Below are 20,501 nucleotides of genomic sequence, written 5' to 3'. Positions count from 1 at the left end.
CTGTTGCCACTCGCACAATAATCAACAATAAATCTAATGGTTGTGAGGAATACAAGATGAGCTACAAAAGCCAACACCGTCTAACGATGTCCCGTTTGCTAACCGCTACGCTTATTGCCGCGGGTATCAGCGTTGCCGGTGCGGTACAGGCCGTCGAAAATCTGCGTTTCGCCCACGTTTATGAAACCTCCGAGCCTTTCCATAAGTGGGCATTATGGGCTGCTGATGAAATTGAAGAGCGCACCGATGGTCGCTATACCATGGAGGTGTACCCCGCAGCCTCGCTAGGTAAAGAGGAAGACATCAACGAAGGGCTTGGGTTAGGCACGGTCGACGTCATCTATACTGGCACCCAGTTCGCTGGCCGCGCTTACGGGCCCATCGGTATTGCCGGGGCTGCGTATATGTTCCGTGATTTCGATCACTGGCAGGCGTTTGCCGATAGCGATCTGTTCCAAGAGATTGCTCAGGGTTATCAAGATCAAACCGGCAACGTTCCGCTGGCGCTCAACTATTATGGTGAACGCCACGTCACGTCCAATATTCCCATTAATGAACCGGCTGACATGGAAGGGCTAAAAATTCGGGTGCCCAACGCACCGATGTACATGATGATGCCGCTAGCAGTAGGCGCCAATCCAACGCCCATTTCGTTCGATGAGGTGTATTTGGCTCTGCAGCAAGGCGTTGTAGATGCGCAGGAAAACCCGCTGCCGACTATTCGTGCTAAGGCCTTCCATGAAGTGCAGGACTACATCAACCTGACCGGCCACATCACCGATTCGCTCATTACGATTGTCGGCGGGCCGCGCTGGAATCAGCTCTCCGAAGAAGACCGCGAAATATTCCGTGAGGTTTTCCAGGAAGCGGCTGAAAACAACACCAAAGATATTCTGCAGGCTGAAAGTGAGCTGGTTGCCTGGTTTGAAGAGCAGGGCAACACCGTTAATGAAGTGGATCGTGAGCTCTTCCGTGAGGCCGTATTACCCGCCCATAACGGCGATGCCGCCACCTGGGATCAGGAAACCTACGATCGCCTACAGGCTATCGGCCAGTAATCCAACCCCTGATAGCACTCCGCTCTTTGCTGAGCGGAGTGTTTGGAGCCCTGTGCCATGAGTGATCCGCGCGAGAATTCCCCGCCTATCGGCGACCCGATGGTGGATTTTGAATCTGCCTTCGATGATGCCCCGTTCAAACTGAGTGATTATCGCCTTGAAGACTTCGTCACCTTAACGCTGTTTTGGGCATTGATTTTAGTGGTATTCGCCCAGTTTTTTAGTCGTTATGTGCTGGGCAGTTCTATTGGCTGGACCGAAGAAATTGCCCGTTACTTACTGATTGGCGTGGGCTTTTTTGGCAGCATCATGGCAGCCCGTAACGGTAGCCACATCATGGTGGAATTTTTCTACCATTACATGCCGGGCTGGCAGGCGCGTTTGCTTGAACGTTTGGTCAATCTGATAAGCCTTAGTTTTTATATCGCGATGGCATGGATCGCCTACCAGCTGGCCTCACGCACCAATAGCTTAATGGTGTCGGTGGATTTGCCTAAGAGCATCATCTATTTCACGGTCTGTGCGGCGTTTACATTGATGGCGCTGCGAACGGTTCAACGGCTCTACTTGAAGTATCGGGGACGTTCCCTATGACGCTTGAGCTGTGGCTACCCGCGACACCATCTTTATCAAGAGGTCTCCCATGTCCCGACTTTCTGTGATGCGTTGGCAAAAGCCGATAGTGTCTCCGCTGCTAGCGGCACTGGCTATTCTGGGCTGCGTGATTTTACCGCTAATGGGCTACGATCTTGGCTTTTTGTTCTTCGCGCTGTTTACCATGCTGGTGCTGGGCGTGCCTATCGCGGTTAGCTTGGCGGGCGCCTGCTTAATGTTTGTGTTAATCACCGGCCAGGTGCCCAGCATTGTCATAGCACACCGCATGATTAACGGCATTGACAGCTTTCCGCTGCTGGCGATTCCGTTTTTTATTTTTGCCGGCAGCCTAATGAACAATGGCGGCATTACCGAGCGTATTTTCAATTTCGCTAAGGCGCTGATGGGCTGGATGCGCGGTGGTCTTGGCCATGTCAATGTGGGGGCTAGCATTGTGTTCTCGGGCATGTCGGGCGCGGCCGTAGCGGATGCAGGCGGCCTGGGCATGATTGAAGTCAAGGCAATGAAGGATGCGGGATACGATGAAGAGTTCGCCGTGGGAATTACCGCGGCATCCTCGACCATCGGGCCTATCATACCGCCGAGCTTGCCGATGGTGATTTACGGGGTTATGGCGTCCGCCTCTGTAGGCCAGCTGTTCGCCGCAGGTCTGATCCCTGGTCTGTTGATGGGCATCATGCTGATGATTATGATCTTCATTATCTCAAGGCGGCGTGGCTATCAGCGCGATGCCATTTTCTCTATGCGGGTGCTTGGCCATACCTTTAAACGGGCGTTTTTATCGCTCATGACGCCGGTCATTATCGTCGGCGGCATTATCACCGGCGCCTTTACGCCTACCGAAGCCGCGGTGGCGGCGGTGTTTTATGCTTTGCTTCTGGGTGGCGTGATTTACCGCACGTTGACGTGGCGCAAACTGCTTAAAGTCAGTATGGAAACCATCGAGACCACCGCGGTTATTCTGTTCATTGTTTCTTCGGCATCGATCTTCGCCTGGATACTGACCAGTAATCAGGTGACTCAGAATGTGATTGCCTTAATGGGCCCCTTTGCCGACAGCAAGCTCGCCGTACTGGTGATGGCCAATATCGTGCTGATTATCGTGGGCTGCTTTATGGAAACGATTGCTGCGATCACCATCTTAGTCCCGGTGCTGTTGCCAATGGCCGTTGCGGTGGGGGTAGACCCTGTCCACTTCGGGGTCATCATGGTGCTTAACCTGATGATCGGACTATTGACGCCACCGGTGGGCATGGTGCTCTACGTGCTTTCTAGGGTCTCTAACGTGAGCTTTGAGCGCTGCATGCGGGGAACCATTCCGTTCCTAATACCCTTGGTGATCTGCCTTCTGTTGGTAACGTTCATCCCGGCTATTTCTATGTGGCTGCCCACGTTGATATATCGCTAAGCACCGCTGGCGCTGGCGGAATGCCGGCTCCGCTATTAAGACCCGGAGTATTTTATTAATGACTGATAGCTCACTAGATTTTCGCGTTACCCACGAGGATCTTTCTCGTTTTATACAGGCGACACTCGCCGCCGTTGGCGCCAATCAAGCATCGGCGCAGGCGGTGAGCCGCGCGCTGGTCACCGCATCGCGTATGGGGACCGATAGCCACGGTTTGCGTCTATTGCCCCACTATGTGCAGGCGCTTCAAGGCGGGCGTATTAACGGGGCACCTAACATGGTGTTTCAGCGTCGTTTAGCGGCCACAGGCTCCTTAAACGCTGACGATGGTCTTGGGCACCTGGCAGGTTATACCGCGATGGAGCACGCCACGGCGATGGCTGATGAGGTCGGGATGGGCGCTGTCGCTGTGAGTAAATCATCGCACTTCGGCGCGGCAGGATGCTATGCGTTAGCCGCGGCTGAGCGTGGCTACATTGGCATGGCGTTCTGTAATTCAGACCCCTTTGTACTGCTGCACGATGGTGCCAAGCCCTTTCACGGTACTAATCCCATCGCCTTTGCAGCGCCGGTAGCGGGTGAGTCGCCGTATCTGTTGGATATGGCAACGAGCTCGATCCCCTGGAATCGAGTGCAGCAATTTGGTGCTATTGGCCGCGAGCTGCCCGACCAAGTCGCCGCGGATGCCGCCGGCCAGGTAAGTCGTGTACCCGCTGATATCGCCGCACTGTTGCCGCTGGGCGGCAGTGATTTCGGCTTTAAAGGTGCCGGACTAGGTGGCATGGTCGAAGTGCTGAGCTCGATGCTGTCGGGCATGCAGCATGGCTTCAGGTTACTGCCTATGGGCGGGCCGGATATGGCAACGCCGCGCGGCGTCGGGCATTTCTTTCTAGCCATAAAGCCCGATGCCTTTGTTGATGAAGGTACCTTTGCTCAAGGGCTGGCCGCGTATTTAACAGACCTTCGCGCCCAGCCAGCCTCAAAAAATGCCAGCGTATTAGCACCCGGTGATCGTGAATGGCGCTGCCAGGCGCAGCGCGATGCTCAGGGCGTTCCACTCGATGTTGCCAACCAATTAGCCTATGCCGAACTGGCTGAGCGGCACCGAATTACGCCGCTATCTCGGCTTGATTAATGGCCCAATGAAAAGACAATGGCGAGAAATGCAGTAAAATGGCGGCCAATTCCAGGTTAACAAGGAGCGACTGCCTATGAGCAGATACCGGATTGAGCGCAAAACGCTTTCCGAACAGGTCGCTGAACAGCTTGAGGCGGAGATTCTTGAGGGGCGGCTAAGTGAGAATGATCAGTTGCCCTCAGAAAGAGAGCTGATGGAGCAGTTCGGCGTTGGTAGGCCCGCGGTGCGCGAAGCGTTGTTTCATTTGCAGCAGCTGGGATTGATTGCGATCAATAGCGGCACGCGTGCCAGGGTGATTCGTCCTACGGCTGATGCGGTGATGGCGAGGCTTTCGGGGGTGACACGGCAGCTTCTTTCAAAGCCGGATGGCCAGCAATACTTTCAGGAAGCTCGGGCTACGTTTGAAATATCGCTCGCCCGCTACGCCGCTCGTCACGCCAGCGATGAGGATCTGATACGGCTGCGCGATGCCTTACAAGCCAATCGTGATGCTATTGGTGACGAAGCACGCTTCAAACGCTCTGATAACGACTTTCATGGTGTGTTAGCGAGTATTGGCCGCAATCCTATTTTTGATGCTATCCATGTGGCGCTGTCCGAATGGCTAGATGATCGGCGTGCCCAAGTATTGCAGCAAAAAGATGAAGATAAGGCCGCGACCGCAGCGCACACTGAAATCATTGATGCCATTGAGTCTCGCGACCCTGATACGGCCGAGGCAGCCATGCGGCGCCACCTCGACCGTCATTACGGCACGTACATGCAGCTTAAAAAGCGCCTGTCTGATACCCCTTAGCTTTCACGCTTGCCGTCGACTAAGCGGGAAACGTTAAAAGGATTGCTATCGCGCAGCGCTTCGGGCAGCAGGCCTGCTGGCAAGTCTTGGTAGCAGACGGGGCGCAGGAAGCGATAAATCGCAGCACTGCCCACGGATGTCGTCCGGCTATCAGACGTGGCCGGGTAGGGGCCGCCATGTACCATCGCATGACCCACTTCCACACCGGTCGGCCAGCCATTGGCCATAATACGGCCCACGCGACGTTCCAGTGTGGGCATTAGGCGTTTAGCAGCGTCTAGGTCGCCATCGTCTAACTGCAGTGTCGCGGTCAATTGGCCTTCCAATTGCTCGGCCACGCGCTGCATCTCATCGCTGTCACGGCACTCAATCACCAGCGATGCAGACCCGAAGATTTCGCTTTGCAGCGCTTCTTGAGTTAAGAAATCGTGGGCGCTAGCGGTAAATAAAGCAGTTTGGCAGCTATGCGGGCCATCGTTGGTTTGTCCACGCGCGACTTCTGTAACGCTAGCGTTGCCCGAAAGCTCATTGACGCCGCTTCGATAAGCCTCATGAATGCCGGGTGTCAGCATAGTTTGGGCACCGCTGGCTTTCACCGCGTCACCCGCTGTTGCTACGAAGGTATCAAGATCAGCGCCTTTCAGGCCAACGACTAGTCCAGGGTTAGTACAGAACTGGCCTGCCCCCATGTTTAGCGATGCCACAAAACTCTCTGCAATCGCAGTGCCGCGAGCTTTCAACGCCTCGGGCATTAGGAAGACGGGATTGATGCTGCTCATTTCAGCATAAACAGGAATCGGCTCGGGGCGTGCTTGTGCGGTGGCCATTAATGCAGTGCCGCCGCTGCGTGAACCGGTGAAGCCGACGGCCTTGATGCGCGGGTCGGCTACTAGCGCCTGGCCAATCTCTTTGCCTGAACCGAACAGCAGCGAAAAGACGCCTTCCGGCAGCTCGCACTTAGCAACCGCTCGCTGAATGGCGCGACCCACTAATTCGGACGTGCCAGGGTGGGCCGAATGGCCTTTAACAACCACTGGGCAGCCTGCAGCTAGCGCAGACGCGGTATCGCCACCTGCGACGCTAAACGCGAGGGGGAAGTTGCTGGCGCCAAAAACAGCCACTGGGCCCAGCGGAATGTGACGCTGGCGCAGGTCTGCGCGGGGCATCGGCTGGCGATCTGGCAGTGCAGGGTCATGGCGTACGTCCAGCCATTCTCCCGCGCGTACCACAGAAGCGAAAAGCCGTAGCTGGCCACAGGTACGGCCACGTTCGCCTTCAAGACGGGCCTGAGGAAGGCCCGACTCGGCGACACCGCGCTCAGTTAAGTCGGTGCCAATAGCCTCAATTTCATCAGCAATGGTTTCTAAGAAGTGTGCGCGTGTCTCGAGCGACGTCTCGCGATACTGATCAAACGCCGCATCAGCAAGTTTGCAGGCCTGTTCCACGTCGGAACGGCTGCCGCCATGATAGCCTGGCTGTAGCACGTCACCGGTAGCGGGATTGATAGCGTGGATTTCATCCTGTGTGCCTGTCACGGCCTGTTGACCGATAAGCAGTGTGCCTTGCAGTGTCATGCTGGCCTCCTATTAAAGGGCATTATTGTCGATCTAGCGTAATACGTAGTGAGGTGATCGGTGTGCTGATCACCTTGTCGCTATTGATTTTATTGGGCGTCAGTACTTAGTTACCGCGCACGGCCGTCAGGTCCGGCAGCCACGTTACGATGCCAGGGAAGGCGATCAGGATCACCAGTACCACGAGCAGCGCGGCATAGTAGGGCAGCATCGCTTTGACCAGCTGTTCCATGGAGACTTTACCGACGCCACAGCCAACGTAAAGGCAAGTGCCCACCGGCGGTGTCAAAAGACCAATGCCGAGAATAAAGGCCATGAGCACGCCAAAGTAAACCGGATCAACGCCAACCGAGGTAACGATGGGCGTTAGCATGGGCGCCATGATGACCATCGCCGGGGTTAGATCCATTACAAATCCCACCAGCAGCAGTAGGCCCGCTACGATCAGTAGCAGTAGGAAAGGATCTTGTGTGATCGCCTGTACCTGCGTAACCAGCGTTTGCGGCACCATATTAATGGTTAAAAACCAGGCAATAACGGTGGCAAACGCCAGCAGCAGCAGCACCATACCGGTCAAGCGGGCCGTACGGATGAGCATTCCCCACAGTTCCGTTATCTTGAATTCGCGATACACGATCAGCGAGATAAACAGTGAGTAAAGCAGCGCCGCAACGGCCGCTTCGGTGGCGGTGAATACGCCGCCGATAATGCCGCCAATCACGATCACGGGTAGCACCAGCGCCAGCCATGCTGCTTTAAAAGCTTCCCAGAGCACATCAAGGCGGAACTTACGGGTTTGGCCGGCATGGCCAATGGTCGCCATGATGAAGGTTGTCGTCATCAGGCCGGCGGCAATCAATATGCCGGGCACAATGCCTGCAATAAACAGGCGGCTAATTGACGTCTCGGTAACAATACCAAACAGAATCAGCGGGATAGAGGGCGGAATGATAATGCCGATAACCGATGAAACGGTATTGATTGCCGTTGCTTGAGGCGCGGTATAGCCCTGTTTGGTCATCGAGGGAATCATCATCGCGCCGGTGGCTGCCGTGTCTGCCACGGCTGAACCGCTAATGCCGCCGAAGAACATGGAACCGGTAATAGCGACCTGGCCTAAACCGCCGCGCACAAAACCGACCAGGGCGCCTGCTAGATCCATCAAGCGGCGGGCGATACCGCCGTTGCTCATTACTTCACCAACGAGAATAAAGAATGGAATCGCCAGCAGCGGAAAACTGTTAACGCCGCGGATCGACTGCTCAATCATGATCGAGAGCGGAATGTCAGAAAGCAGCGCCATAATGACGGCGGCAATGCCTAGGCCAAAGGCGATGGGCAAGCCCAGGGCTAGTGAGGCAAAAAGAATGCCTAAAAAGATCCATAGCATGATCAGTGATCTCCAGCAGGCGTGATGATAACGCTAGGCGAGCGAATTTGTTGCACGCTCTGCCAGGCGCGCCAGATAGACACGGCAGCAATAAACACGGCGCACAGAACTAGCGAAACGTTAACGATATTCCAGGGCACATTCAAAATCGCGGTGCGGCTTGAAGCGCGAGCTATCACCAGGCATCCACCCCAAATGATGACGCCCATTAACGCGGTGATAACCAAGTGCTGGAATAAATACAGCATATGGGCGGCCCGCGGTTTTAGTTTGCGAACCAAGATATCAACCGCAATATGTTCATAACGTGCAAAAGCCGCGGCGGCGCCGATGAAAATCAGCCATATAAACAGCATTCGCGCCAGCTCATCGGCCCAGGGCAGCGAGCGGTTGAATACCGCGCGGCCGACGACATTCGCTGACACGGAAATGATCAAGGCGACCAGTAAGGTGGCAATCACATGTTCCATCGCCTGGGTTAGCCAGCGAAAGATCGCCGGGCCTCGGCGCTGCTCGGGTTCAATTTCCAAAGGTTGGCGTTGAGGATCGTCAAAATATGCCGCAGTATCAGGAATTGGGGTGTTGGGAGTGTCCATGAGCTTTCCGAAGTGGCGAGTAACGAAAAGGCAAGAGGCCTATGCCTCTTGCCTAGCCTCTCAATACAACGTCTATTGAGAGGAGGTCCTGCAATAGGAGACCGAACAATAGCGCCGGCCTTATCGTCAAGGACGCTTACTTTTCTGTAGACGATTCGGTCATAGAAGATTCAGCAAGACGCTGGAACTCAGCCACTAAATCTTCGCCAATGCGCGGTGCCCATTCGGCGTAAACCGGCTGCACGGCTTCTTGGAAAGCAGCAATCTGCTCGTCATCCAAGCGCGTGATTTGCATGCCGCGCTCTTCAAGCTGATCGCGCGCCCAGTCGTCGTATTCGCTAGAAAGCAGAATTTCATAATCGGCTGCCTGTAGCGCGGCTTCCTGTACTAGCTCTTGATACTCAGGGTCGAGCCGATCCCAAGTACGCTGAGAGATCATCTTGATGAACGGCGTGTAAACGTGCCGAGTTTCGGAGCCGTAGTCCTGCACTTCATAGAAGTTGGAGGTCAGAATGGTGCTCCATGGGTTTTCCTGGCCGTCAACGACGCCCTGTTCCATCGCGGAGAAAAGCTCACCGAAAGCCATGGGAGTAGGGTTGGCGCCCAGCGCTTGCCAAATAGCCAGGTGCACCGGATTTTCCATGGTGCGCACCGACAGGCCGCGCACGTCTAAGCCTGCGACGTCCTCAGGTGAGGAGACTTCTCGCGCGCTGTTAGAGAGCTGGCGGAAGCCGTTTTCAGCGAAGGCCAGGGCTTTAATGCCGGTGCCATCAAACGCATCGAGCATCTCTTGGGCAGCATCGCTGCGCATGGCTTGAACGGCCGCTTCGCGCGTCGGGAGCAAGAACGGCAGGTCGAACACGGCCAGTTCTTCTACGTAGCCGGTCGCCGGGGAGGTCGACGGATAGGTCATGTCCAGCGTGCCGGTTTGCAGCATTTCCATCATCTGCACGTCATCGCCGAGCTGGCTGTTAGGGAACAGGTTAACGCTGATGCGCCCTTCACTGCGCTGGTCAAGGATATCCGCGAAGTACTGGCTTGAGATGTACTGAGGCGAGGTTTCTGCCAGCCCTAGTCCCATGCGTATCGTCACCTTGCCGTGGTCACCCACCACCGCGCCTTCAATTTCAGGCGGATCGGACAGCTCAGGCGTTTGGGCGTAAGCGATACTTGAGCTGAGCAGGGTGGCACCGGTCATTAACAGGGTGCGCTTCCAGAAATGTTGCATTGTATTAATTCTCCTGGCGAGGTGCTGATGGCTGTGCACGGTCTGATTCAAAGGACCGGCAAAGCGATAACTGTTGTTGTTTTACGTAAGCGGCAATACGCGTCAAACGACCATACTCTTCAGAATGCCGTCACTTTTAGCCTAGCCGCTCTTTAAACCTAGTCCTTAAGAGCGCATCGCTACCGCAAACACTAGGAGTAATGTGGAACTTTTTTTGCATATGTTCAACATAGACTTTTGTATGTATCGACGCTGAGGGTGAGAAGGCGTAACGTCACGGCATTATTTTCTTATTCTTCACTTTAGGCGTGGAGTGACACCATGGCCAGTTCTCATCGTATTACGTCTGAACAGTTGCGTTCACGCTACTGGTTTGATAATCCGGATCATCCGGGCACCACCGCGCTCTGTGTTGAACGCTATCTTAATTACGGCATCACGCTGGATGAGTTAACCAGCGGTAAGCCGATTATTGGGATCAGCCAGTCGGGCTCTGATTTAACCCCCTGCAATCGTCATCACATTGACTTGGTTAAGCGCGTTAAAGACGGTATTCGTGCGGCAGGCGGGGTGCCCTTTGAATTCCCCATGCACCCCATTCACGAAAACGTACGCAGGCCCACGGCCGCGCTAGACCGCAACCTTGCCTATCTGGGATTAGTAGAGATTCTGCACGGGTACCCGTTAGACGGCGTGGTATTGACTACCGGCTGCGATAAAACCACCCCTGCGGCGCTCATGGCGGCCGCGACGGTGAATATCCCTGCGATTGTGCTTTCCGGTGGGCCAATGCTTAACGGTTGGCGCGGGGCTGAGCGGGTGGGCTCGGGAACGATTATTTGGGAGCTGCGCAAACGCCTGGCGGCCGGCGATATCGACTACGCGGAATTTCTTTCTCGCGCCAGTGATTCAGCGCCTTCGATTGGTCACTGCAATACGATGGGCACCGCCTCCACCATGAACTCCATGGCTGAGGTGCTGGGCATGAGCCTGCCCGGCTCGGCGGTAATCCCCGCGCCGTATAAAGAGCGCGCGATGGTGTCCTACGACACCGGTAAGCGCATTGTCGATATGGTCTGGGAGGACGTGCGCCCGCTGGATATCCTCACCCGCGAAGCGTTCGAAAACGCCATCGTTGCCTGTTCTGCTCTGGGCGGCTCGTCCAACGCGCCGGTGCACATTAACGCTATTGCCCGCCATGCCGGTATTGAGCTAGATAATGACGACTGGCAGCGCTTGGGGCATGAAATTCCGCTGCTGGCGAACGTCATGCCCGCCGGTGCTTTTCTCTGCGAAGAATTTTATCGCGCAGGCGGGGTACCCGCCGTTCTGCACGAGCTTAATGTGGCCGGCAAGCTGCACGGCGGGGCGCTGACAGTTAATGGCCGCTCTATTGGTGAGAATCTTGAAGGTCGAGAAACGCAGGATCTTAACGTGATCTGCCGCTACGCCGACCCGCTGGTCGACCATGCCGGCTTCCTTAACCTTAAGGGCAATCTGTTTGACTCGGCGCTGATGAAAACCAGCGTGATCTCCCGTGACTTTCGCGAGCGTTTCCTAAACGACCCCAACGATCCTGAAGCCTTTGAAGGGAAAGTGGCGGTGTTTGATGGCTCTGAGGATTATCACGCCCGCATTGATGACCCTGCATTAGGTATCGACGCCCGTACTATCCTGGTCATGCGCGGCGCAGGGCCGGTGGGCCATCCTGGCGGTGCCGAAGTGGTGAACATGCAGCCACCGGAAGCGTTAATCAAACAAGGTATCGAATCACTGCCGTGTTTGGGCGATGGGCGCCAGTCAGGCACGTCGGGTTCGCCCTCAATCCTGAATGCATCGCCAGAAGCCGCGACCGGCGGTGGTTTAGCGCTACTTGAAAGTGGCGACAGGCTGCGAGTAGATCTAAAGCGTGGCCAGGTGCAGCTGCTGATTGAGCCCGCTGAGCTGGACGCACGCCGCGAGCGTTTAGCCCAGCAGGGCGGTTACCGCTATCCGGGCCATCAAACGCCTTGGCAGGAGATTCAGCGCAGCATGATTGAGCCGCTTGACCGTGGAATGACGTTGGAATCCGCGACCAAGTACCGCGACGTTGCTCGTCTGCATCCACCTAGAGACAATCATTAAAAGTGCGATGTTTTTAAGGACTAGCTACTAAAAGATTAGCCACTAAAGGATTAGCCACTAAAAGGACAAGCACTCGATGAGCCGGTTTACTAACTTGTCGCATCGCCAGCAAGGGCTGCTGTTGACCGGTGGTGGCGCGATCATCATGGCGCCCGATGCTTTGCTGATTAAGGTGGCTGATCTTCCCGATGCAGAGATCCTAATGTGGCGTGGCTTTCTGTCGGCGCTGGGTTTTCTGCTTATCGCGTTAATGCGCTACGGCCGCGGCACGCTGGCGGCCTACAGGCGCTGCGGCTGGACCGGCATTGCCGTGGCGTTATTGTTTAGTCTGACGAGCTGTGGTTTCGTGCTGGGCAATCAGTATACCAAAGCGGGTAACGTACTGATGATATTGGCCAGCGCGCCGTTAATCGCCGCCGTTCTCTCCTGGATCATTCTCAAAGAGCGTTTGCCTAGGCGGACGTGGCTGGCCATTTCGCTGTGTATGGTTGGTATTGCCATGATCGCGCTTGATGACGTGGGAGCGGGTTCCTGGGTGGGCAACGCGTTTGCCTTAATGGCGGCGTCGACGCTGGCGATTAACTTTACCCTGTGCCGTACGCGCCCGGGGGTCGACATGAGCCCGATGCTGGTCTTTAACGGTATTATTGTCGGCAGCGTTGCGGGCCTTTTTTGGCTGGTGGGCGGTGATACAACGCTACCTACGGTCAACCAGCTCTCGGTGGTGGTGCTGCTTTGCCTGATCATTGTGCCCTGCGGTGTAACGCTACTTCAGCGCGGGCCGCTGTATCTGCCTTCGGCCGAAGTGGGCCTGCTGCTGTTGCTGGAAGTGGTGCTGGGCACGCTGTTAGCCTGGTGGATTCTGAAAGAACAGCCCGCACCCGTGGCGCTATTGGGAGGAGGCTTGGTGCTCGGCACTTTACTGGCCAAGGGGCTTTACGAAAGGCGATTAGAGCTTAGGCAGCGAGCGGCGTTGCAGCTGGATTCGCCCATAACGACAGACCGGTCAAGTACGCTATGATTGGCAGCCATTGAAATAGGGACCTATCGCAGTGACGTCATCTCTTAGCAAGCCACTGACTCGCCCTAGTATCGCTGAATACCTCGCCGAAGAGATATTTGGCGGCAACTATCATCCTGGCGACTTTGTGCCGCGTGAACTCGATTTATGCGAACGTTTTGCTATCAACCGCTCGGCGGTGCGTAGCGACCTGCGGCAACTGGTGGATGCGGGGATTATTGAGCGTATTTCTGGCCATGGCTCCAAAGTGCGAGAGTATTCAGAGTGGCATATTCTTGATGCCCAGGTAACGGACTGGTTAACCCGCTACGCGGCGCCCAATCCTGATATTCAGCGTGAGATTCTCGCCTTCCGCCTTGATGTAGAGCCTTACGTTGCCATGACGGCCGCCAAGCGTGCCACCGCGCGCGACCTTGTTGCTATTGAAGAAGCCTTTGAGGGGCTTGGGCAGAATTTGCGCAATGCAACCTGCGAAGAAGAACGGCGGCTGCACAGCGAGTGCGATATCGCGTTTCATGAGGCTATCTTCAAGGCCACGCACAATATCGTCTGGGCACAGCTGTCGCACATTTTACGGCCCTCCATCTATCTGCTGGTGTCGATGTCTAACCAAAGCGCCTCTGATCCTGAGGACAGTCTTGAACGTCATCGCCAGTTGATGGAAAGTATTCGTCTACGCCGTCCGCGGGACGCTTTTCTAGCCGCGCAGGCCGTATTGGCAGGCACCGCAGAGGCGCTTGGGCTTGAGCACAGCGCGAGTTCACTAGGGCGTAGCGTCGAACTTCCGCATACTGCCCACTAATCTTTTTTATTGTTTCCCGATCTTTTTTTGAATTAACACAAGGTAAGCGTATGTCTGGTATCAGTCCTTACACCAGCTCTGACATTAACCTCGGCCTAGTGGGCGTGGGTAAAATTGCCCGTGATCAGCATTTGCCTGCGATTGCCGCGACGCCTAACTGTCATCTCGTGGCCGTGGCTGACCCTCATGCAGCGCTGGATGATGTACCGTCCTATGCGACCCTGGATGCCATGCTGGACGCGCATCCTGAGATTTCTGCCGTGGCAATCTGCACGCCGACCCATCTGCGCTACTCCCAGGCGCGTGCGGCGCTGCTGCGCGGTAAACACGTGCTGCTTGAGAAACCGCCAGGGGCGACGCTAAGCGAAGTGGAGCACTTGATTACATTCGCTGGCGAACAGGGCGTAAGCCTCTTTGCGGCCTGGCACTCGCGGTTTGCACCCGGGGTTGCGCAGGCGAAACAGTGGCTGGCAGAGCGCCAGGTGCAACGCGTTGCGATCGAATGGAAAGAGGATGTGCGGGTATGGCATCCGGGCCAAGCCTGGATCTGGCAGCCGGGTGGGATGGGCGTGTTTGACCCCGGTATTAACGCGCTTTCAATAGCCACCGAGATATTGCCCCAGCCGTTTTTCTTGCGCCAAGCGCAGCTGTTAGTGCCCAGTAACGCTCAAACCCCGATTGCTGCAGAGTTAGCCTTCACCGACCCGCATGGTGCGGTAATTGAGGCGGCGTTCGACTTTCGCCAAACCGGCCCGCAAATCTGGGATATGCATATCGACAGCGACGGTAGCCGCTTGAGTCTCACTCAGGGCGGTTGCCGCCTCGAGATTGATGATGAGCTGATCATAGAAGCCGAGGAGCGTGAGTACCCCGGGCTTTATACGCACTTTGTAGATCTTGTGGCCAACGGGCGCAGCGAGGTGGATGTAGCCCCGCTGCGCCAGGTCGCCGATGCTTTTTTATACGGCCATCGCGAGACGACCGACGCATTTATTGAGTGAATCTAGCGTCAGCTGCTTGCAGCGATGCCATTGCGCTTTAGGCAGCTGTCGTAAGCCTGGGGAACGAAGCTTTCTTCCCCCACGTCGCTTTTCGCCTGTGAAAGAAACTCGCAAAGCGGCGGCAGCATACTCGACGTTAGCTGATAAGACGTTAATGTTTCAGCGAGATAACGCATGTCTTTATCAGCGTTACCGAGGCTGAATTGCAGTTTGGTACACTCTCTTTGCAGTACCCATTCCATTACGGGCGCCAGCATGGCGCTGTTAGCACCACCTTGGGAGCAAATTTCCAATATTTTTTGCTGTGGAACATCCATGGCGGCGGCCATGGTGGCAGCTTCGCTAACCAGGGCCGCTGCACCTAGCGATAGGAAATTATTGATTAGCTTTAGCTTGTGCGCAGAGCCCACCTTGCCAACGTGGAAGATATTTTCGGCAAAGCTTTTAATCACCGGAGTGAGACGCGCCACCGTGGCATCGTCGCCCCCTAGCATGACATTGAGGCGCCCCTCACGCGCCTCGCGAGGCGTTCGCGCGAGCGGCGCATCCACCAACATGACTCCCTGCTGTGCGACTTTTTCAGCAAGGCGTTCAGTCGACTCAGGGTGCGCGGTAGAGCAGTCGACAATAATTAAGCCTTCATGACTACCCGCGAGTAGCCCATCGGGGCCGGTCACGATCTCGTTCACCTGTTCGGATGTTTTGACGCAGATAAACACAATGTCGCTGTTTCCGGCTATCTCTTTAGCGCTGCTGGCTTCCACTGCGCCATCTGCAAATAGTGCCTCTAAGGGGACGCGGTTGCGGTTAGCCATAACGCTCAGCGGGTAGCCGTTACGTACGATGTTTCCGGCCATTTCCTTGCCCATTAAGCCGAGCCCAATAAAACCAATGCGTTCCTGTTTCATAATCGCCTCTAAGCGGTAGCTTCAACGTGCTTGTAATAAGATTAGTGCGCTTGAACTAGATCAGTACGTTTGAATCAGCGGGGTGGTAGTCATTACTGTGCGTCAGGAAACGCAACGCCAAGACGCTCCGACCATTCGGACAGCGCTTCGAATACACCCTCTGGTAGCGGCACGCCCTCTTGTGAGTAACGTTTATGCAGGGCGAGCCCGCGCTCTCCGGGAATGCGTACCGGAGGGCTGCCCTCTGCCACGGGGTTGCTGCGACACGCATCGGCCAGCGCTCCCGTTTCGCGCTTGAAGGCTGCTAATCCACCAAAGGCTGCTGGGTCCATCACTTGCACCATGACAGAAGCGCCCCATTGCGTAGGGGCCTGCACGCGGCCGAACCCGGCTAAACCAGACGTCAATGCTTCTACCATGAGGCCTAGGGCATATCCTTTGTGGCCGTGGTCAAGCCCACCGATAGGCATGATGCTGCCTTTGGGTTCATCAAACAGCACGCTGGGTTGATCCGTCGCGTTACCCTGGTGGTCTTTTAGCCACGGATGAGGCAACTGACTGTTCTGTTTGTGAAGACGATCCACCATGCCGTTGGTGGTAATAGACGTGCTGACATCCAGCAGAACGGGGCCTGAATCGGTGGGATAGCCCACAGCGATGGGGTTAGGCGTATGGGTGGCGGCTAAACCGCCATATGGGGCCACGGATTTTGTCGCCGGGTCGGAGGATTCGATGACGACCACCAGATCTCGATCGGTAGCGCGCTTGAGATACGCCGCCAAACAAGCGATATGGTTTGAGCGTCGAATCACAACCGTTCCCGTGCCGCATGAGCGAGCCATGTTTTCGGCAGTTTCCAGGGCCTTGATGATCAGCCAGGGGCCAGGCAAGTAGCGGCCGTCCCAGGTCTCCACGGCGGCACGCTGGGAAATCACCTCGTAATCGCCGGTGACCGGCATCCGGCCTGACTGAATCTCGCCTAGGTAAGGGGAAAGCAGCTGGAGACCATGGGTGGTATGGCCCATCAGGTCGCCTTCCACGAGTATGTCGGCTACCGCCTGAGCTTTGTCATCATCAAGGCCGGCGGCTGCCAGTAGCTGGGTGCTGAATTGTATGATTGCCTGCACGTCGTACTGTTTACTCATTGTCATTGTTCTCCATACGATTATTCTTCACATGTAGTTCTTCGCAAGATGGCTCTTCAAAAAATTGTTATTGGCAGGTTCGGTTACTCATTGTGTCGTCTGAGTTGGCGTATCAAGGCGCTATGGTCCAACTCGCCATCGCCTTGAGCGACGAGCTCTTCATAAAGCCCATTGACCAATGACGAGACCGGCAGCTTAAGTCGCATTTCTTCGGCTAATGCCATCGCAGTTTGGGTATCTTTCAGCTGCCACTTAGACGGCCCCCCAGGGACGAAATTTTCTTTTACCATGCGCTTGCCGTGGATCTTGAGAATCGTTGAGTCGGCAAAGCCGCCTTCCAGTGCCACCAGCATCTGCGCCGGGTCAGCCCCGCCGCGCTCGGCGAGTAAGATGGCTTCTGCCACCGTGGCGATGGTATTGGCCACAATCATCTGATTAGCGAGCTTCACCAGCTCACCGCTGCCAGCGGGGCCTACGTGTACCGGCCGGCCGAGCGATAAGAGGATATGTTCGACAGCCTGAAAGGCGGCTGCGTCACCACCCGCCATAATAGCCAGGCTGCCGTCGATGGCACCTTGTTCGCCCCCGGACACCGGTGCGTCTAAATAGTGGACTTGACGCGTGGCGGCTTCTGCCGCTTGGCGACGCGCAGTGTCGACGGGAATGGAGCTCATGACGATTAAGGTCGCGCCCGGCTGCATGGCTTGAAGCAGGCCATTGGGTCCTAACAAAATGTCATCGCAAACAGGCCCGGAGCTGAGCATGACGATCACCACATCGCTGCCGCCCACGGCATCTATAGGCGTTTCGACGATGCTGGCGCCCGCTGATGCTAGATTCTCGGCTTTGTTTTTCGTGCGGTTCCAGACACGCACGCGGTGCCCCGCTTTAGCCAAGCGTGCCGCCATAGGCGCGCCCATAATGCCTGTGCCAATAAAGCCAATAGTCCGTGACATTGTCATTGTTGGTTCCTCTGTTTATTTTAATTATTGCCGTAGATAAGGCGGTATATCGATATCTCCCGATTCTCTAAAGTGAATAAGACGATCAAGCACTTTAGATTCCGAGCGCTCTAAATGCGTTACCAGTGCTTTACCCGCCTGCTCTGGCTGCTGTTGGCGTATCTTTTCGAAGATACACAAATGCTCATCGAAAAAAGGATCTTGGTCGGGCAGTTTAAGCACGCGCCCAAGCAGGTGTTTGCTGATAAGTAAAATAGGGTGGGTGCGCCTAAGCATATCCATGACCTCCTGATTAGCGCCTAAACTAACGGCGCTATGGTGGAGATCGTTTTCTAACGCATCGAGTAGCTCACCTTTAATATTAGGGTAGCTACTAGCGGCATCTTTAAGCTTGGCAATATAGCCGCTGAGCGTGCTTTCCGGCATATGGCGCGCCGCGCGGACAATCATATAAGGCTCTAATTGGCGGCGTGCCTCGTAAAGGTTGTGTAGCCTTACATCATCTAAGGGGACAACGCTCCAGCTATTGTATTGAATCTTTTCGACCAGCCCGATCGAGCGCAAATGGTGCAGAATCTGATGAGTGACCGTGCGGCTGACGTTAAGTGATTTTGAAAGCTGCAGCTCGTTGAGCTCAAACGCGCCCTTAATCGAACATAGAACGATGTCATGTTCTACGCCGTCGATATGTGTCTGCCAGGAAACGGTACGATCTACTTTAGGGGCATAGCCCAGCTGTTTGAAATCCCGCTCGCTAAGAGGGCGCCGGACGATCTCGCTAGGCGATGCCCCTACAAGATAGCCGCGCCCTTCGAAGCGGCAAATGTACTGCTCTTCGTGTAGCCGGCTTAAGGTTTGACGAACGGGGGAGCGGCTAATGCTAAAGAGCGCCGCTATGTTGCCCTCAAGCAGCACCAGGCCTGATTCAAGGCGATTGCCAACAATGCTCTGCTTAAGAGCCTTATAAAGTTGGTCGCGCAGCGTTTGTGTCATGGTTAGCCCATTGCTTTTGAAACAACGCTTAGGTGACGGCACCTATCAGCCAAGGAACGAACTCATTATTACCGTAACCCAATGATTCGCTTGCGCTCATATCACCTGAAGCAATCGCGATAATGCGTTCAAAAATTTCTTCCCCAACGCTTTCTACACTGCCAGTACCATCGACGATTACACCGCAGTTGATATCCATATCTTCATGCATTTTCTCATACATGGGCGTATTGGTGGCGAGCTTAAGGCAGGGCGCTGGTTTGAAACCTGACACCGACCCCCGCCCGGTGGTAAAGCACACCACCGTTGACCCGGACGCAATTTGGCCGGTCACGGAAATAGGGTCGTAGCCTGGGCTATCCATAAAGTTAAAGCCGCGCGCAGTGATTTTCTCTGCATATTGCAGCACATCGTTGAGGCTTGAGCTTCCGCCTTTTGCGACGGCGCCCAGTGATTTTTCTAGAATCGTTGAAAGCCCACCCGCTTTATTGCCAGGTGAAGGATTATTGTTTAACTCGGCACCGTTAATCTCAGTGTAATGCTTCCACCAAGTAATCCGATCCAATAGTTTTTGCGCGACGCTTTCGTCGATAGAACGGTCAATCAGCAGGTTTTCCGCGCCATAAATCTCAGGAGTTTCAGCCAGAATGACGCTACCGCCTTGTTGCACGATAAGATCCGCGGCATGGCCAAGCGCTGGGTTAGCGGTAATGCCAGAATACCCATCCGAGCCCCCACATTGTAATGCCACCACCAGGTGTTCTAAGGAAGCGGGCGTGCGCTGTATTTTGCCGTGCTGAGCCGCCATCTGCATGATGTGATCGCAGGCCGTTTTGATACTTGTGCGCGTGCCGCCCGCATCTTGGATATTAAAGTAGGCAAGCCTTGAAGCATCTTCTAAGCCTTTTCTTTTAACGAGCGTTTTAACCTGATTCGTCTCGCAGCCCAGTCCAATAATAAGTACGAAGGCGAAGTTAGCGTGCTGTGCGTAACCGGCAATAACGCGCTCAAGAAAGGTAAAACCTTCCGAGTCAGTGTTCATGGCGCAACCCGAGCCATGAGTAATCGCGACGACGCCGTCGAAACCCATTTGGCTTAGATCATCCGACTGATTAAGGATGTCGGCGGCGGCTTTGGCCACCGTGGCAGAACAGTTAACGGTGGAAAGAATACCAATGTAGTTTCGTGTCCCTACGCTTCCATCAGCACGCTGAAAGCCTTGAAACGTGCGCGAAGAAGGCGTTGTTTCGGTTTTCGAGTGGGGCTTGAAATCTTGTAATGAAGAATCTAACTCAATCATAGCAAGATTGTGCGTATGCACATGCTCGCCGGGCTGAACATCCTGCGATGCTAGCCCTATCAACTGGCCGTACTTATAAACGGCCTCGCCTTTTTTGATGTTAGTTAACGCAACCTTATGACCCGCATCAATATTCTCTGTGGCTAGGGTGCCATTTTTATCAATGGGAATACCTACCGGTACCGCTGTTGAGGCAACGCCTACGTTATCTCTTGGATTGAGATGAATAATAACGGACGGGGAATTAATGAGTTCCATCGTTTACCTCAAACTGATTGTTGGACTTTTGATGCGTGGCACAGGCACAGTCTCAAAAGCGATCATTGTGGGTGCACTCTACCAAGCAGGCTGCGCACGTCGATTAGACTATCGTCCTATGTAATGGTCATTGAATGCAATGTTCATTTGTTCTAGATTGCTTTCAGCGACTAAGCGCAATGCA

At 55.1% G+C, this 20,501-nt stretch carries 18 protein-coding genes; 9 read left to right on the top strand and 9 right to left on the bottom strand.

Features of this window, described 5'->3' with window-relative positions:
• Positions 1-56 precede the first annotated feature (56 nt).
• The 5 genes from KUO20_RS14045 to nanR all read left to right on the top strand — a co-directional run bounded on the left by KUO20_RS14045 (position 57) and on the right by nanR (position 5,015).
• Positions 57-1,058 carry a sialic acid TRAP transporter substrate-binding protein SiaP gene (locus KUO20_RS14045; RefSeq protein WP_235040456.1) on the top strand — a complete coding sequence of 334 codons (1,002 nt, stop codon included), beginning with the start codon at positions 57-59 and terminating at the stop codon, positions 1,056-1,058.
• A gap of 57 nt (positions 1,059-1,115) precedes the next feature.
• Positions 1,116-1,652, top strand: coding sequence for a TRAP transporter small permease (locus KUO20_RS14040; protein ID WP_235040455.1), 537 nt, complete (start codon positions 1,116-1,118; stop codon positions 1,650-1,652).
• A 49-nt stretch (positions 1,653-1,701) separates the two neighbouring features.
• The gene (locus tag KUO20_RS14035) at positions 1,702-3,081 is read left to right on the top strand and encodes a TRAP transporter large permease (protein WP_235040454.1); all 1,380 of its coding nucleotides are present in this window, start codon (positions 1,702-1,704) and stop codon (positions 3,079-3,081) included.
• 58 nt (positions 3,082-3,139) lie between these two features.
• Positions 3,140-4,216 carry an Ldh family oxidoreductase gene (locus KUO20_RS14030; RefSeq protein ID WP_235040453.1) on the top strand — a complete coding sequence of 359 codons (1,077 nt, stop codon included), beginning with the start codon at positions 3,140-3,142 and terminating at the stop codon, positions 4,214-4,216.
• 76 nt (positions 4,217-4,292) lie between these two features.
• Positions 4,293-5,015 (top strand): transcriptional regulator NanR, encoded by a 723-nt coding sequence (nanR, locus tag KUO20_RS14025; protein ID WP_235040452.1) that lies wholly within the window; start codon positions 4,293-4,295, stop codon positions 5,013-5,015.
• Here nanR and KUO20_RS14020 read toward each other — a convergent pair.
• The 4 genes from KUO20_RS14020 to KUO20_RS14005 form a co-directional block, all read right to left on the bottom strand.
• Positions 5,012-6,589 carry an aldehyde dehydrogenase (NADP(+)) gene (locus KUO20_RS14020; protein ID WP_235040451.1) on the bottom strand — a complete coding sequence of 526 codons (1,578 nt, stop codon included), beginning with the start codon at positions 6,587-6,589 and terminating at the stop codon, positions 5,012-5,014. The genes nanR and KUO20_RS14020 overlap by 4 nt on opposite strands.
• Before the next feature lie 106 nt (positions 6,590-6,695).
• Entirely contained in the window at positions 6,696-7,979 is a 1,284-nt protein-coding gene (locus tag KUO20_RS14015; protein ID WP_235040450.1) for a TRAP transporter large permease, read from the bottom strand.
• Positions 7,980-7,981: 2 nt separating this feature from the next.
• Positions 7,982-8,575 (bottom strand): TRAP transporter small permease, encoded by a 594-nt coding sequence (locus KUO20_RS14010; RefSeq protein ID WP_235040449.1) that lies wholly within the window; start codon positions 8,573-8,575, stop codon positions 7,982-7,984.
• Between the two features lie 136 nt (positions 8,576-8,711).
• Complete coding sequence (locus KUO20_RS14005) at positions 8,712-9,803, bottom strand: TRAP transporter substrate-binding protein (RefSeq protein ID WP_235040448.1); 1,092 nt, start codon at positions 9,801-9,803, stop codon at positions 8,712-8,714.
• 321 nt (positions 9,804-10,124) lie between these two features.
• On the opposite strand from KUO20_RS14005, the gene KUO20_RS14000 reads away from it, so the two are divergent.
• The 4 genes from KUO20_RS14000 (at position 10,125) to KUO20_RS13985 (ending at position 14,751) form a co-directional block, all read left to right on the top strand.
• The gene (locus tag KUO20_RS14000) at positions 10,125-11,927 is read left to right on the top strand and encodes an IlvD/Edd family dehydratase (RefSeq protein ID WP_235040447.1); all 1,803 of its coding nucleotides are present in this window, start codon (positions 10,125-10,127) and stop codon (positions 11,925-11,927) included.
• Between the two features lie 76 nt (positions 11,928-12,003).
• Positions 12,004-12,948, top strand: coding sequence for a DMT family transporter (locus KUO20_RS13995; RefSeq protein ID WP_235040446.1), 945 nt, complete (start codon positions 12,004-12,006; stop codon positions 12,946-12,948).
• Positions 12,949-12,979: 31 nt separating this feature from the next.
• A complete protein-coding gene (locus KUO20_RS13990; protein WP_235040445.1) occupies positions 12,980-13,750 on the top strand; it encodes a FadR/GntR family transcriptional regulator in 771 nt (256 codons plus the stop codon).
• A gap of 50 nt (positions 13,751-13,800) precedes the next feature.
• Positions 13,801-14,751: a Gfo/Idh/MocA family protein gene (locus KUO20_RS13985; RefSeq protein WP_235040444.1), complete on the top strand. Its 951-nt coding sequence runs from the start codon at positions 13,801-13,803 to the stop codon at positions 14,749-14,751.
• Positions 14,752-14,759: 8 nt separating this feature from the next.
• Here KUO20_RS13985 and KUO20_RS13980 read toward each other — a convergent pair whose 3' ends face one another.
• The 5 genes from KUO20_RS13980 to KUO20_RS13960 form a co-directional block, all read right to left on the bottom strand.
• Positions 14,760-15,659, bottom strand: a complete 900-nt coding sequence (locus tag KUO20_RS13980) for an NAD(P)-dependent oxidoreductase (RefSeq protein WP_235040443.1) — start codon at positions 15,657-15,659, stop codon at positions 14,760-14,762.
• Between the two features lie 92 nt (positions 15,660-15,751).
• Positions 15,752-16,804 (bottom strand): Ldh family oxidoreductase, encoded by a 1,053-nt coding sequence (locus tag KUO20_RS13975; RefSeq protein WP_235040442.1) that lies wholly within the window; start codon positions 16,802-16,804, stop codon positions 15,752-15,754.
• An 83-nt stretch (positions 16,805-16,887) separates the two neighbouring features.
• Entirely contained in the window at positions 16,888-17,766 is an 879-nt protein-coding gene (locus KUO20_RS13970; protein ID WP_235040441.1) for an NAD(P)-dependent oxidoreductase, read from the bottom strand.
• Between the two features lie 24 nt (positions 17,767-17,790).
• Positions 17,791-18,759, bottom strand: coding sequence for a GntR family transcriptional regulator (locus tag KUO20_RS13965; protein ID WP_235040440.1), 969 nt, complete (start codon positions 18,757-18,759; stop codon positions 17,791-17,793).
• Between the two features lie 28 nt (positions 18,760-18,787).
• Positions 18,788-20,317, bottom strand: coding sequence for a UxaA family hydrolase (locus KUO20_RS13960; protein WP_235040439.1), 1,530 nt, complete (start codon positions 20,315-20,317; stop codon positions 18,788-18,790).
• Positions 20,318-20,501 lie beyond the last annotated feature (184 nt).

Origin of the sequence: Vreelandella profundi (assembly GCF_019722725.1) — a bacterium.
GTDB classification, from domain to species: Bacteria; Pseudomonadota; Gammaproteobacteria; order Pseudomonadales; family Halomonadaceae; genus Vreelandella; species Vreelandella profundi.
The sequence above is the reverse complement of the archived record's forward strand: the minus strand, read 5'-3'. Positions and strand labels throughout refer to the sequence as shown.